We start from the raw sequence: 13648 nt of genomic DNA on the forward strand, positions 1-13648 counted from the left end.
CCACAGGGGCACGGGCCGGAGCAGGCCGGATGGTAAGGCCGGAGGGGCCCGCGCATTAGCCTGACATGACGGGAACGGTGAGATAAGTAGCGCCGTCGGGCCATAATTGAGCGTTCTCCCGCCAGGGACGGCCGCTCGAAGGGAAGCCCACATGGGGGTTCGGCGTACGGGAAAGCCGCGCACCGGCATGCGGACGGCCGGTGGACGGCTGACCTCCGCCATCCGCCACAGCGGCCCCTACGCGGCCGTCCGCGACGTCGTCTACCGGATGTACGAGCACCGGGTCGAGGCGTCGCTGCCGAAGGACGTCACGCCGCGCCACGTCGGCGTGATCCTGGACGGGAACCGCCGCTGGGCCAGGTCGATGGGCCTCGCCGACGTCAACTCCGGGCACCAGCGCGGCGCCCAGAAGATCTCCGAGCTGCTGCAGTGGAGCGCCGAGGCCGGGGTGGAGCACGTCACGCTGTGGCTGCTGTCCACCGACAACCTGAACCGTCCGGCCGCCGAGCTGGACCCGCTGCTGGAGATCATCGAGAACACCGTCCGGCAGCTCGCGTCCGACGGCTGGCACGTCAAGCCCGTCGGCGCCCTCGACCTGCTGCCCGATAAGACCGCCCGTGTCCTGAAAGACGCGGGTGAGGCCACATCGGACGCCCCCGGCCTGATTGTGAACGTCGCGGTTGGGTATGGGGGTAGGCGTGAGATCGCTGATGCGGTGCGCTCACTGCTCATCGAGCAGGCGAGCCGGGGCACCAGCATCGAGGAACTCGCCGAGATCCTCGACGTTGAGCACATCGCGGAGCATCTCTACACGCGCGGCCAGCCGGATCCGGACCTGGTCATCCGCACCTCGGGGGAGCAGCGTCTCTCCGGCTTCATGCTCTGGCAGAGCGCCCACTCGGAGTTCCACTTCTGCGAGGTCCACTGGCCGGACTTCCGCAAGGTCGACTTCCTCCGGGCCATGCGCTCGTACGCCGCGCGGCACCGGCGCTACGGTACCTGACGGCCGGCCTCCGGCCTCCACCGCCCGCGCGGCGGACCGGCGCGCCAATGGACACCTTTCCTCCACGGGAGGTCCGGGCGGGCCACGCCCGCGCGGACACGCCGGACGAAATGTGTTCACTGGTACGTCCCCCATCATCAGGGAGATCGAGTGGCCACAACCTCCGCGCGCCGTCCCGGTCCGTCCGGGAACACCTCCGGGACTCCGATCCCGGACCGGCGCACGTACGTCCTCGACACCAGCGTCCTGCTCGCCGACCCGGGAGCGCTGACCCGGTTCGCCGAACACGAGGTCGTACTCCCCATCGTCGTGATCTCCGAGCTTGAGGCCAAGCGGCACCACCCCGAGCTCGGGTACTTCGCCCGGCAGGCCCTGCGCATGCTGGACGACCTGCGGCTTCGGCACGGCAGGCTGGACGAGCCCGTGTCCGTGGACGGCCCGCTCGGCGACCAGGGCGGCACGCTCCGCGTCGAGCTGAACCACGCCGACCCGAGCGTGCTGCCGGACGGGTTCCGGCTCGGCGACAACGACACCCGCATCCTGTCGGTCGCGGCGTGGCTCGCGCGCGAGGGGCGCGACGTCGTCCTGGTCTCCAAGGACCTGCCGATGCGGGTGAAGGCGTCCGCGGTCGGCCTCACCGCCGAGGAGTACCGGGCGGAGCTGGCCGTCGTGGAGTCCGGCTGGACGGGCATGCGGGAGCTGGAGGTGCCCGCCGGGGTCCTGGAGGACCTGTACGACTCGGGGTCCGCGGACGTGGACGAGGCGCGGGACCTGCCGTGCCACACGGGGCTTCGGCTGCTGTCGGAGCGCGGCTCGGCGCTCGGCCGGACGCAGCCGGACAAGTCGGTGAAGCTGGTGCGCGGCGACCGGGAGGTGTTCGGGCTGCGCGGCCGGTCCGCGGAGCAGCGGATCGCGCTCGACCTGCTGATGGACGAGGACGTCGGCATCGTCTCGCTCGGCGGCCGGGCCGGCACCGGCAAGTCGGCCCTGGCCCTGTGCGCGGGCCTGGAGGCCGTGATGGAGCGGCGGCAGCACCGCAAGGTGGTGGTGTTCCGCCCGCTGTACGCGGTCGGCGGCCAGGAGCTCGGCTACCTTCCCGGCTCGGAGAACGAGAAGATGTCGCCGTGGGCGCAGGCCGTCTACGACACCCTGTCGGCCGTCACGACGCCGGACGTCATCGACGAGGTCGTGGACCGTGACATGTTGGAGGTCCTGCCGCTCACCCACATCCGGGGCCGGTCGCTGCACGACGCGTTCGTGATCGTGGACGAGGCGCAGTCGCTGGAGCGCGGCGTGCTGCTGACCGTCCTGTCGCGGATCGGCGCGGGGTCGCGGGTCGTCCTGACGCACGACGTGGCGCAGCGCGACAACCTGCGGGTGGGGCGGCACGACGGCGTCGCGGCGGTGGTGGAGAAGCTCAAGGGGCATCCGCTGTTCGCGCATGTGACGCTGACGCGGTCGGAGCGGTCGCCGATCGCCGCTCTGGTCACCGACCTGCTCGGCGACGTCGGCGGCTGATCCCCGGCTGAGCCACCGGCCGGGACCCGGCTGAAGCGAGTGAACCCCGGCGGTGCCGCGCGAGCGGTCCGCCGGGGTTGGCCGTCTCAGAACGTCAGGGATCATGTCTACGGACCGTGATCGCCAAACCCCGCACGGTGGGTTTGTGATGAAGGTCACAGATTGGTGCTCGGGGCCCGGGATCCCCTGGTCCCGTTGCGGTTTCGGTGGTTCGCCCGGTGAGTTGACAAGCGTCCCAGCCGCAGCTTTCGTCTCGTTTCGGTTGCGAAGCCTCCCTTGGCCTCGGGCATTGTGTCTCCCCGTAAGCACCCCCGAACGGTGCCGGACCGGAGCGCGTCCCCTTGACGACACGCGCGACGGGCACGGCGCCGGCCCGGGTCCGGGGCCGCCGAGACCTCCAGGGCGGCCGGATGGACCAGGGGTGAAGCAGCTCGGACGCGTGTCCATGCGCGTGCGACCGTCGGAAGGACCGCCTTGTACGGAGACCATCCAGGGTCCCCTAGGCGAGACGATCGACAGAACTTCGACCCCCAGGGCCCGTGGACGAGCGGGGGTCCCGCCCCGGCCCAGCCGATCCCGGCTCCGGAGCACCCGGCCCCCCAGGTCCCGATCCAGGCCACCGGGTCGTTCGCGGCACCGCCCGCGCCGCCCGTGCGGTCCGGGCCGTCCGATCAGTTCGCGCCGTCCGACCCGTACGCGCCGTCCGACCCGTTCGGGCAGGCCGCGCCGCATGAGGACGACGTCAAGGTCGCGGGCAGCGCCCCGACCCAGGTCGGCGGTGCGCCCGCCGGTGACACGCTCGGCTTCGGGGCCGTCCCGGCGGCCGAGCCGCTCCGCACCGGAGTGTTCGCCGAGGGGCCCCGCGACGAGCTCGTGTCCGGACGGCACGCGCAGCGCCCCTCCGCCGGGCGAGCGGGGTCCGGCGGACGAGGAGGTTCCGGCGGGCGCACCGGCATGCGGATCGTCGCCGTCGCCGCGGGCGCCGCGGTGGTGATCGGCGGCGGGGCCGTCGCCGCGTTCGCGCTGACCGGCGGTTCCGGCGGCGACGACGCGACCGTCAAGCCGACCAAGCAGCTCGCCGACGCCGCGCCGAAGGTCGACCCGAAGGTCCTGGAGGAGCAGCGGCGCAAGCTGGCCCTCGACCGCGCCTCCCGCGCGACGCGCCAGGACGGGGGCGAGAGCCCGTCCCTGCACCCGAAGGGGACGCCGGTCCCGACCAAGAAGCCGGACGAGGGCGGCGGCGGCACCGGCCCGATCGGCGACCCGGTCCCGGCGGGCGAGGCGCAGGAGATCGCCAAGAAGCTGATGCCGGGCTTCGGGTTCACCGGCGACGGCCAGTTCGGCTGCCTGGTGAAGCTGTGGAACAAGGAAAGCCACTGGAACGTGCACGCGGACAACCCCTCGTCCGAGGCGTACGGCATTCCGCAGGCCAATCCAGGTTCCAAGATGTCCAGCGCAGGGCCCGACTGGCAGAACAACGCCACCACGCAGATCAAGTGGGGCCTCGGCTACATCAAGGACCGCTACAGCAGCCCGTGCGGCGCGTGGTCGCACTCCCAGTCGGTCGGCTGGTACTGACCCGTCCCGGCGCGTCCCGGGCGCTCAGGAGGGCTTACGGGACACGTTCGTCATCCCGAGGACGTCCAGCGCCGCGTCGAGCTGCTCGACGGTCAGCTTCCCGTCGTCCACGTAGCCGCGTTCCAGGACCACCTCGCGGATGGTCCTGCGCTCCCTGAGCGCCTGCTTGGCGACCTTCGCCGCCTCCTCGTACCCGATGTAGCGGTTGAGCGGCGTCACGATCGACGGCGACGACTCGGCGTACTCGCGCATCCGGTCGGCGTCGGCCTCGACGCCGTCCACGCAGCGGTCGGCGAGCAGCCGTGACGCGTTCGCCAGCAGGGTGATCGACTCCAGGACGTTGCGGCCCAGCATCGGCAGCATCACGTTCAGCTCGAAGTTTCCCGACGCGCCGCCGAACGCGACCGCCGCGTCGTTCCCGATGACCTGCGCGGCGACCTGCGCGACCGCCTCCGGGATCACCGGGTTCACCTTCCCCGGCATGATCGACGAGCCGGGCTGCAGGTCGGGCAGCCGGATCTCGGCGAGCCCGGCGCGCGGGCCCGAGCCCATCCAGCGCAGATCGTTGGCGATCTTGGTGAGGCTCACCGCGACGGTGCGGAGCGCGCCGCTCGCCTCGACCAGGCCGTCCCGCGCGCCCTGCGCCTCGAAGTGGTCGCGGGCCTCCGTCAGCGGCAGGCCCGTGGCCCGCGCGATCTCGGCGATGGCGCGTCCGCCGAAGCCGCCGGGGGTGTTGATGCCGGTGCCGACCGCCGTGCCCCCCAGGGGCAGCTCGGCCAGCCGCGGCAGGACGGCCTCCAGCCGCTCCACGCCGTGCCCGGCCTGCGCCGCGTACCCGCCGAACTCCTGCCCGAGCGTGACGGGCGTGGCGTCCATGAGGTGGGTGCGGCCCGACTTGACGACCGTCCGGAACTCCTCCGCCTTGCGTGCGAGGGCTGCCTCCAGATGGCGCAGCGCGGGGATCAGATCGTTCACGACGGCGCCGGTGGCCGCGATGTGGATGGACGAAGGGAACACGTCGTTCGACGACTGTGACGCGTTCACGTGGTCGTTCGGATGGACGGGACGGCCGAGCCGCTCCTCCGCCAGCGTCGCGACGACCTCGTTGGCGTTCATGTTCGACGACGTCCCGGACCCGGTCTGGAACACGTCGATGGGGAACTGGTCGTCCCACCGGCCGGCCGCGACCTCGCGGGCGGCGGCGGTGATCGCGCGGGCGAGGTCGTCGTCGAGCACCCCGAGCTCGGCGTTCACGGTCGCCGCGGCGGCCTTGATCTGGCCGAGCGCGGCGATGTGCGACGCCTCAAGCGTCCGTCCCGAGATCGGGAAGTTCTCCACCGCGCGCTGCGTCTGCGCCCGCCACTTGGCCGTCGCCGGCACGCGGACCTCGCCCATCGAGTCGCGCTCGACGCGGAACCCCTGCTCGCCCATCCAAGCCTCCCCTTCGCGTCCGTGGCCGCCACCCGTGGCAGCCGGGCGGGTGGCTCCCGCATTCCCCGGGGTGGGGCGTGTCACTCCTTGGCGAGCGAGTAGTTCTTCCGCTCACCGGGGGACCCGAGGGGCTTGCGCAGGCCGTTGACCCAGACGTCGCAGGCGGACGCGTCGTAGACGACCGCGTTGAGGCGCGGCTGGTCGTACCGGCGGGCCTCGCCCTCCTGCAGCGTCTCGTCGCTGAGCACGGCGCCGCCCGGGACCGACACGAAGATCTTGCAGACGGCGTTGCGGGCGCGGATGACCAGTGTGCTGGTCTCGACGCCGGACGGAAGGCCCTGCGCGCCGCCCGCCGGGCTGGACGGCGCCTCGGTCGGGGCCGACGCCCCCGGGTTCTCCCGCGTCATCCCGAGGATGAGCGCGGTGGCGCCGATCCCGCAGGACGCGACGGTCGCGCCGACGAGCCCGATCACGACCATCAGCCGGTAGCGGGGCGTGTGGCCGCGGCGCCCCGACCGGGGGCCGGCGACGGCGCGTTCGAGCCGGTCGACGGCGCGGGCGTGGCTGAGCCTGCGGGTCGGGTTCTTCTCCAGCAGCCCGATGATCACCGGGGTGAGCCCGCCCGCGTTCTGCGGGGCGGGGGTCGACTCGGTGGCGAGCGCGCTCAGCGTCGCCATCACGTTCTCGCGCTCGAACGGCGGACGGCCCTCCAGCGCGGCGTACAGCGTCGCGCCGAGCGACCACAGGTCGGAGCGCGGCGTCGCCTTCTCGCCGCGGGCCACCTCGGGCGCCACGTACGCGGGCGAGCCCATGAAGTGGCCCGTCTTCGTCAGGCTGGCCGACCCGGACGAGAACGCGAGGCCGAAGTCGGTGAGGACGACGCGGTCGCCGTCCAGCAGCACGTTGCTGGGCTTGAGGTCGCGGTGGACGATCCCGGCCTTGTGCGCGGTGGCGAGGGCGTCCAGCAGGGCGCGGCCGATGTGCGCGACCCGCTCGGGCGGCAGCGGGCCCGAGCGTTCGATGAGCTGTTCGAGGCTGGGCGCCTCGATCATCTCCATCACGATCCAGGGGCGGCCCTGCTCGATGACCACGTCATACACCTCGACGATGGAGTGCGTGCGCAGCTGTGCGGGCGCGCGCGCCTCCCGGAGGGTGCGGCGGTAGAAGACCACCCGGTCGTCCTCGGTGAGGTCCTCGGGGAGCCGGAGCTCCTTGATCGCCACGGCGCGATCGAGGAGTTCGTCATGCCCTCTCCACACGGTGCCGTTGGCGCCCTGACCTATTTCCGCGACCAACCGGTAGCGCGCCGCGAGAACGAGGCGCTCTGACCGTGACATGGCGGAAAAGATACCGGAGTGGCCAGGCGGTCATCGGAGAGACCTCGGGACCAACCTCATTTTCGGGCTGTCAATATGACCTAAAGGCAAGAAGTATCAGGAAACGGCGGCAGGGGCTGCCGTTCGTCAGCGCCTGCCGATGCTCAGCACGGGCCCCGTGGTGTCGGCGAAGAAGTCCTCTCCCTTGTCGTCCACGACGATGAACGCGGGGAAGTCCTCGACCTCGATCTTCCAGACGGCCTCCATGCCGAGTTCCGGGTACTCCAGGACGTCCACCTTCTTGATGCAGTCCTGGGCGAGGCGGGCGGCGGGGCCGCCGATCGAGCCGAGGTAGAAGCCGCCGTGCTCCCTGCAGGCATCGGTGACCTGCTTGGACCGGTTGCCCTTCGCCAGCATGACGAGCGAGCCGCCGGCGGCCTGGAACTGCTCGACGTAGGAGTCCATGCGCCCGGCCGTGGTGGGGCCGAACGAGCCGGACGCGTAGCCCTCCGGCGTCTTGGCCGGGCCCGCGTAGTAGACGGCGTGGTCGCGCAGGTACTGCGGCATGGGCTCGCCCGCGTCCAGCCGCTCCTTGATCTTGGCGTGCGCGATGTCGCGGGCGACGACGAGCGGGCCGGTGAGCGACAGCCGCGTCTTCACCGGGTACTTGGTCAGCTCGGCCCGGATCTCCGCCATCGGACGATTCAGATCGATTTGGACGACCTCATCGTCCAGATGCTCGTCGCTCGTCTCGGGCAGGTACTGCGCCGGTTCGGTCTCCAGCCGCTCCAGGAACACGCCCTCCGCGGTGATCTTGGCGAGGGCCTGCCGGTCGGCGCTGCACGACACCGCGATCGCCACCGGGCAGGACGCGCCGTGCCGCGGCAGCCGGATCACGCGGACGTCGTGGCAGAAGTACTTGCCGCCGAACTGCGCGCCGATGCCGAGCCTCTGCGTCAGCTCGAACACCTGGAGCTCCAGCTCAAGGTCGCGGAACCCGTGCCCGAGCGGCGAGCCCCCGGTCGGCAGGGCGTCCAGGTAGTGGGCGGACGCGTACTTGGCGGTCTTCAGCGCGTACTCGGCGGACGTGCCCCCGACCACGATCGCCAGGTGGTACGGCGGGCACGCGGCCGTGCCGAGCGAGCGGATCTTCTCCTCCAGGAAGGACATCATCCGCTTCGGGTTCAGGACGGCCTTCGTCTCCTGGTAGAGGAACGACTTGTTCGCGCTGCCGCCGCCCTTGGCCATGAACAGGAACTTGTACGCCTCGCCGGGGGCCGCGTACAGCTCGATCTGCGCGGGCAGGTTGCTGCCGGTGTTCTTCTCGTCCCACATCGTCACCGGCGCCATCTGCGAGTAGCGCAGGTTCAGCTTCGTGTACGCGTCGTAGACGCCGCGCGAGATGTGCTCCTCGTCGTTCCCGTCCGTCAGGACGTGCTGGCCGCGCTTGCCCATCACGATCGCGGTCCCGGTGTCCTGGCACATGGGCAGGACGCCCCCGGACGAGATCCCCGCGTTCTTCAGCAGGTCCAGCGCGACGAACCGGTCGTTGGGGGACGCCTCGGGGTCGTCCAGGATCCGGCGGAGCTGCGCCAGGTGCGCGGGGCGCAGCAGGTGCGAGATGTCGCGCATCGCGGTCTCGGTGAGCAGCCGCAGAGCCTCCGGCTCGACCTGCAGGAACGTCCGTCCGTCGGCCTCGAAGGTGGAGACCCCGCCGGAGGTCAGGAGACGGTAGTCGGTCTCGTCCGGGCCGAGCGGCAGCAGGTCGGTGAAGGAGAACTCAGGCATCTCAGGCAGATCCTCGCGCGATTCCGAAGGGGGCGGTGTCTACGGAATCACAGGTTACGGGCTAGGGAAGCGCGGGTTCACGGGGGGCGACGGCCTCACCGGGCGAGACGGGCCCGCGCGGTTCGACGCGGGCGCGCAGGCCGACGACGACGCCCGCCGCGACCAGCGCGGCGCCCGCGAGGTCGGCGGGGCCCGGCCGGTCGATGCCGAGCACCACCGTCGTGATCACCGCGCTGACCGGGATCAGGCCCGCGAACAGCCCGGCCCGGTCGGCGCCGAGCCGTCCGATGGAGCTGTACCAGAGCAGGAACGCGATCGTGGTGACGACCACCGAGAGGTAGGTGAAGCCCGCCAGCTCACCGGCCGTGGGGGTGCGGAGGACCGCCGTCCCGTCCACGGCGAGGCCGACGGCCAGCAGCATCGGCGCGGCCAGCGCGGAGGAGTACGCCGAGACCCGCAGCGCGCCGAGCCGGGGCAGCAGCGGGACGGCCAGCAGCGAGAAGCACACCTCTCCGGCGAGCGCGCCGAGCGACAGCAGCAGCCCGCGGACGCTGCCGCCGCCGAGCCCGTTGGCGAGCGCGGCCCCGGCGGCGACCACGCACGCCGACAGCACGAGCGCCGGGGCCGGGCGGCGCCCCTCCAGCAGCGGGCCGATCAGCGCCAGCACGATCGGCACCGTCGCGATCACCGTGCCGATCGTGGCCGGGCTCGTGTCCCGGGTGGCCGCGACGATGCAGACGTTGAACGCGACCAGGCCCGTCCCGGCCAGCGCCGCCAGCAGCAGCCAGTCCCGGAGGGAGGGGCGGCGCGCCGGGCCGCCGGCGAACCGGACCACGATCAGCAGGACCAGCGCGGCGACCGCGTACCGCGCCGCCTGGCCGCCGAACACGGGATAGGCGGCGATCGTCGCGGACACGGCGGTCAGCGTCCCGACGAGGAACATCGCCGACCCGGCCCCCGCCATGCCGCGCTTGTGAGAGGTGTTCATGGACGGAACGCTAGAATCCTGCTTGGTCCATCCGACAGAGCCAATCATCGGGTGAGAATATGGACCATTGTGCGGTCCGTGACGTTCGCACTCCCTCTTGACGCTGAGAGTCATGTGACCGACCTTCATCTCCCGCTCGACCGGTCCGCGGGCCGGCTCGCCGCGCAGATCGCCGCAGGTTTCCGCACCGCCGTGCGCACAGGCCGGCTCACCGCCGGGACGAGGCTGCCGTCGAGCCGCGACCTGGCGCGCGACCTGGACGTCTCGCGCGGCGTGGTGGTCGCCGCCTACGAGCAGCTGACCGCCGAGGGGTTCCTGGTCGCGCGGCGCGGTGACGGCACCCGCATCGCGCCGCTGGCCCGTCCGGACGAGGCGTCCCCGGCGGCGTCGAACGGCGTGCCGGGTCCGTCCCGGGAGCCCCGGCCCGATCCCGCGCCCCCGCCCACGTACGACCTGTGGCCGGGCAAGCCGGACCTGTCGGCGTTCCCGCGCGAGCGCTGGATCGCGGCCGCCCGCGCCGCGCTCCGCGCGCTGCCGCACGAGGCGCTCACCTACCCCGACCCGGGCGGCGTCCCCGCGCTGCGCGCCGAGCTGGCCGGCTACCTCGGCCGGGTCCGCGCGGCCCACGCCGACCCCGGCCGCGTCGTGATCATGAACGGGGTGGCGCAGGGGCTGTCCGCGCTGCTGCGGCTGCTGCGCGCGAGCGGGCACACGCTGCTCGCCGTCGAGGACCCGACCAGCGACCGGCAGCTGCCGATGCTGGACGCGTCCGGCCTGCGGGTGATCCGCGTCCCCGTCGACGCCGACGGGCTGGACGTCGCCGCGCTCGCCCGCACCGGGGCGCGGGCCGTCCTCGTCACACCGGCGCACCAGTACCCGACCGGCGTCGTGCTGTCCCCGTCCCGGCGCGCCGAGCTGATCGCCTGGGCGCGGGACGTCGACGGCCTGATCCTGGAGGACGACTACGACGCCGAGTTCCGCTACGACCGCGAACCGGTCGGCTGCCTCCAGGGCGTCGACCCCGACCGCGTCGTCCTGCTCGGCTCGGTGAGCAAGTCGCTCGCGCCGGCGCTGCGGCTCGGCTGGGCCGTCGCGTCCCCGGCCGTCGCCAAGCGGCTGCGGGACCACCGCGGCACCACCGATCTCGGGGCGCCCGTCCTGGAGCAGTACGCGCTCGCCGAGCTGATCAGGGGCGGCGGATACGACCGGCACCTGCGCACGATGCGGCGCCGGTACCGGGCCCGGCGGGACGCGCTGGCCGGGGCGCTGAACGCCCGCCTGCCCGGAGCCGTGGTTCGCGGCGTCTCAGCGGGCATCCACCTCTACGTGGAACTCCCCAGAGGATGCGACGAGGACGCCGTCGTGGCCCGCGCCGCGCGGGCCGGCGTGGCCGTCGCGGGCGCCCGTCCCATGTGGTCGCCGGGACGCGCGGGCCACGCCAGGCCCGCCCTCGTCCTCGGCTACGCGTGTCTCTCCGAGCAGCGCTTGGTGAAAGCCGCCCAGCTGCTGGGTCAAGCGGTTATGGAGGGTGCCGAGGGGTAGGACAAGCATCCCCGAGGTAGGAGTTGTTGATGAGTCTTGAAGAGGCCGCACGGCAACTGAAGATGGCGGGCCACGACGCGCAGGTGGCCTTCGACTGTGTCGGCCTGGGCGACCTCGAAAGGGCGCAGGAGCACGCCGTGACCCTCCGGGCCGCGGCCGACGCCGCCGAAGTGGCACTGAGCCGCGCGTTGCAGGACCTGACCCCGGAGCAGGCCCTGGCGGAAGGCGAGCGCGCCGTCACCGCCCTCGAAGACGCCTGACCGTCCGTAGCACCTGGCCATTCGCGGTTTCGAGCCCCCGTTCGCGCGTCCTGCGCGGACGGGGGCTTTGAGCGTTGCGGGACGCGTCAGGCGACGGGCCGTTCCATGGCGGGGGAGTCCGGCCGGGCGCCTTTGACCGGGACGGGATCGAACCCCCTCGCGGTGGCGAAGACGACCAGGATCAGGACCGTAGGGACGATGAACGCCAGGCGCAGGCCGTGGTCCGCGCTGAGCGGGGCGATGGCGCCGACGACGGCCGCCCCCAGGACGAACCCGACGTAGTTGAAGATGTTCACGCGGGCGACCGCCACGCCGAGGCCGGTCGGGTCGACCCGTCCGGCGGCGGAGAAGGACACCGGGGCGATCACGGCGAGGCCGAGCCCGGCGACCGCGAACGCGGCGATGGCGGCGGCCGCGTTCGGCGCCGCGACCACGCCGATCATGCCCGCGATGCCGACGGCGCCGCCGAGCCGCACGACCCGCACGGGACCGGACCGGCGGACGGCGAGGTCCGCGACGGCGCGGCTGATCACCATGGCGACCTGGTACGCGACGTACCCGAGCGGCGCGATCCAGTCGCTGCCGGACAGCTCGTCGTCCAGGTACTTCGCGCCGTAGCTGGAGATCGCGGAGTCGGCGAGGTAGGCGACGGCCATCGCGGCGCCGACGACGAGGATCGGCCGCCACGGGACGCTGCGTCCGGCCGCCTTCAGCTCCTCGGCGGTCGGCCCGCCGCCCTCCTCCGCGCGGGCGTAGAGCCGGTGCCCGGTCGCGAGGGACGCCGCGATCCCGACGGCGGCGGCGACCGCGAAGCCCGTGAACAGCGACAGGTCGATCCTGTTGGTGAGGGACGCCCACAGGCCGCCGAGGATCCCGGCGACGCTCCACACCGCGTAGAAGCCGGTGATCAGGCTGACGCCATAGCGGCGCTCCACCGCGATGGCCTGCGCGTTCATCGAGGCGTCCACCGCGCCGACGAACAGGCCGAACGCCGCTACCGCCCCGTAGAGGGCGAGGTCGTTGTCGCCGGTGAGGCCGATCAGGGCGATCGTGACGGCGACGGCGGGCTGGGAGACGCGCAGCACCGGTCCGCTGCCGAACCGCCGGAACAGGGCGCCGGACGCGACGCTCCCGACCCCGGCGATCAGCGGCACCGTCAGCAGCACCAGCGACAGCGTGGCGTCGCTGAGCCGGTGGGCCTTCTGCATCTGCGGGACCTGCGTCACGAGCGACGCGAAGCAGAGCCCCTGGACGGCGAACGCCGCGTACGCGGAGAACCGGGAACGGCGGTCACGCGCGGTGATGCCCCGTCCGGCGCTGCCCTGACCCATGCGGCCCTGCCTCTCCGCGGCAACGCAATGTGAAGAAGATTCGCGTCAGCGTACCTCGGGGCCGGGACGCGCGGTCAGTCGATGAGGCGTTTGCGCATGCCGCGGACGGCGATCAGCCACATCAGCGCCGCGAACACCATCAGGCCCGCCAGATGCCCCAGGTCGGCCAGCGGGTCCAGGCCGAAGACCGCGTCCCGGACCAGCTCCACGCAGTGGTAGAGCGGGTTGAGGTAGGAGATGTTCTGCGCCCAGCCGGGCAGCGAGTCGATCGGGAAGAACGTCCCGGCGATCAGGAACAGCGGCGTCACCACACCGGTGATCACGTAGTCGAACGAGTTGATCGACGGGACCACCGAGGACGTCCACATCCCGAACAGGCCGAACCCGAGCGCGGTGAAGAACGTCACGAACGGCACCAGCAGCATCCCGAACGCGGGGTCGAGGCCGAAGAACATCCCCACGACGATCGGCGTGCACGAGTACACCGACGACTTCGCCGCGATCCACAGGGCCTCGGCCGTCACCAGCTCGTGGACGTCCACCGGCGCGGCGAGCATCCCGTCGTAGGTGTGCTGGAACACGCGCCTGATGTAGCCGTTGAACATCCCCGGGAACACCGACGTGAACAGCGCGGCCGTGCCGACGACGCCCGTCGCGACGAAGTCCAGGTACCGGTAGTTCCCGATCACCGCGACCATCGAGCCGAACCCGTAGCCGAAGGCGAGCAGGAAGAACGTCGGCTCCACCATCGAGGCGAACGACTGCGACTTCCAATACCTCTTGTAGAGGGCCAGCTCGTGCCGCCAGATGCCCGCCACCGGCGCGAACTCGAACCGCCGCAGCCGCGGCGCCCGCTCCGCCCGCCCGGCCGCCCCAGCCTGCACGGTCATACC

Annotated in this window: 11 protein-coding genes; 5 read left to right on the plus strand and 6 right to left on the minus strand. The window is 72.3% G+C overall.

Translation table 11 applies throughout. From position 1 onward, the window contains the following. Positions 1–187: 187 nt before the first annotated feature. The 3 genes from ETD83_RS31885 to ETD83_RS44000 all read left to right on the plus strand — a co-directional run bounded on the left by ETD83_RS31885 (position 188) and on the right by ETD83_RS44000 (position 4099). A complete protein-coding gene (locus tag ETD83_RS31885) occupies positions 188–1003 on the plus strand; it encodes an isoprenyl transferase (protein WP_138648927.1) in 816 nt (271 codons plus the stop codon). Positions 1004–1153: 150 nt separating this feature from the next. Beyond that, positions 1154–2521 (plus strand): PhoH family protein, encoded by a 1368-nt coding sequence (locus ETD83_RS31890; protein WP_205717999.1) that lies wholly within the window; start codon positions 1154–1156, stop codon positions 2519–2521. A 651-nt stretch (positions 2522–3172) separates the two neighbouring features. After that, positions 3173–4099 carry an aggregation-promoting factor C-terminal-like domain-containing protein gene (locus ETD83_RS44000; protein ID WP_205718000.1) on the plus strand — a complete coding sequence of 309 codons (927 nt, stop codon included), beginning with the start codon at positions 3173–3175 and terminating at the stop codon, positions 4097–4099. Between the two features lie 24 nt (positions 4100–4123). Here ETD83_RS44000 and ETD83_RS31900 read toward each other — a convergent pair whose 3' ends face one another. The 4 genes from ETD83_RS31900 to ETD83_RS31915 all read right to left on the minus strand — a co-directional run bounded on the left by ETD83_RS31900 (position 4124) and on the right by ETD83_RS31915 (position 9622). Further along, positions 4124–5530 (minus strand): class II fumarate hydratase, encoded by a 1407-nt coding sequence (locus tag ETD83_RS31900; RefSeq protein ID WP_138648921.1) that lies wholly within the window; start codon positions 5528–5530, stop codon positions 4124–4126. A gap of 80 nt (positions 5531–5610) precedes the next feature. Next, a complete protein-coding gene (locus tag ETD83_RS31905) occupies positions 5611–6867 on the minus strand; it encodes a serine/threonine-protein kinase (RefSeq protein ID WP_138648922.1) in 1257 nt (418 codons plus the stop codon). Positions 6868–6993: 126 nt separating this feature from the next. Then, on the minus strand, positions 6994–8634 hold the full coding sequence (locus ETD83_RS31910; RefSeq protein WP_138648923.1) for a fumarate hydratase: 1641 nt from the start codon (positions 8632–8634) through the stop codon (positions 6994–6996). A 61-nt stretch (positions 8635–8695) separates the two neighbouring features. Continuing rightward, on the minus strand, positions 8696–9622 hold the full coding sequence (locus ETD83_RS31915; protein WP_138648924.1) for a DMT family transporter: 927 nt from the start codon (positions 9620–9622) through the stop codon (positions 8696–8698). A 114-nt stretch (positions 9623–9736) separates the two neighbouring features. Here ETD83_RS31915 and pdxR point away from each other — a divergent pair, with 114 nt between their 5' ends. Together pdxR and ETD83_RS31925 are read left to right on the plus strand one after the other, a co-directional pair. Then, positions 9737–11164: a MocR-like pyridoxine biosynthesis transcription factor PdxR gene (pdxR, locus tag ETD83_RS31920; protein WP_138648925.1), complete on the plus strand. Its 1428-nt coding sequence runs from the start codon at positions 9737–9739 to the stop codon at positions 11162–11164. A 29-nt stretch (positions 11165–11193) separates the two neighbouring features. Then, positions 11194–11424 carry a hypothetical protein gene (locus tag ETD83_RS31925; protein ID WP_138648926.1) on the plus strand — a complete coding sequence of 77 codons (231 nt, stop codon included), beginning with the start codon at positions 11194–11196 and terminating at the stop codon, positions 11422–11424. Positions 11425–11510: 86 nt separating this feature from the next. Here the strand turns inward: ETD83_RS31925 and ETD83_RS31930 are convergent, their stop codons facing one another. Beyond that, positions 11511–12755, minus strand: coding sequence for an MFS transporter (locus tag ETD83_RS31930; protein ID WP_171064549.1), 1245 nt, complete (start codon positions 12753–12755; stop codon positions 11511–11513). Between the two features lie 74 nt (positions 12756–12829). Continuing rightward, positions 12830–13645, minus strand: coding sequence for an ABC transporter permease (locus tag ETD83_RS31935; protein ID WP_138648930.1), 816 nt, complete (start codon positions 13643–13645; stop codon positions 12830–12832). Between the last annotated feature and the right edge of the window lie 3 nt (positions 13646–13648).

It is taken from the genome of Actinomadura soli (assembly GCF_005889715.1).
GTDB lineage: Bacteria > Actinomycetota > Actinomycetes > Streptosporangiales > Streptosporangiaceae > Spirillospora > Spirillospora soli.

Coding starts and splice junctions, on each gene's coding strand:
- ETD83_RS31885 (WP_138648927.1), top strand. CDS start 188: ATGCGGACGGCCGGTGGACGGCTGACCTCCGCCATCCGCCACAGCGGC.
- ETD83_RS31900 (WP_138648921.1), bottom strand. CDS start 5,530: ATGGGCGAGCAGGGGTTCCGCGTCGAGCGCGACTCGATGGGCGAGGTC.
- ETD83_RS31905 (WP_138648922.1), bottom strand. CDS start 6,867: ATGTCACGGTCAGAGCGCCTCGTTCTCGCGGCGCGCTACCGGTTGGTC.
- ETD83_RS31910 (WP_138648923.1), bottom strand. CDS start 8,634: ATGCCTGAGTTCTCCTTCACCGACCTGCTGCCGCTCGGCCCGGACGAG.
- ETD83_RS31915 (WP_138648924.1), bottom strand. CDS start 9,622: ATGAACACCTCTCACAAGCGCGGCATGGCGGGGGCCGGGTCGGCGATG.
- ETD83_RS31925 (WP_138648926.1), top strand. CDS start 11,194: ATGAGTCTTGAAGAGGCCGCACGGCAACTGAAGATGGCGGGCCACGAC.
- ETD83_RS31930 (WP_171064549.1), bottom strand. CDS start 12,755: ATGGGTCAGGGCAGCGCCGGACGGGGCATCACCGCGCGTGACCGCCGT.
- ETD83_RS31935 (WP_138648930.1), bottom strand. CDS start 13,645: ATGACCGTGCAGGCTGGGGCGGCCGGGCGGGCGGAGCGGGCGCCGCGG.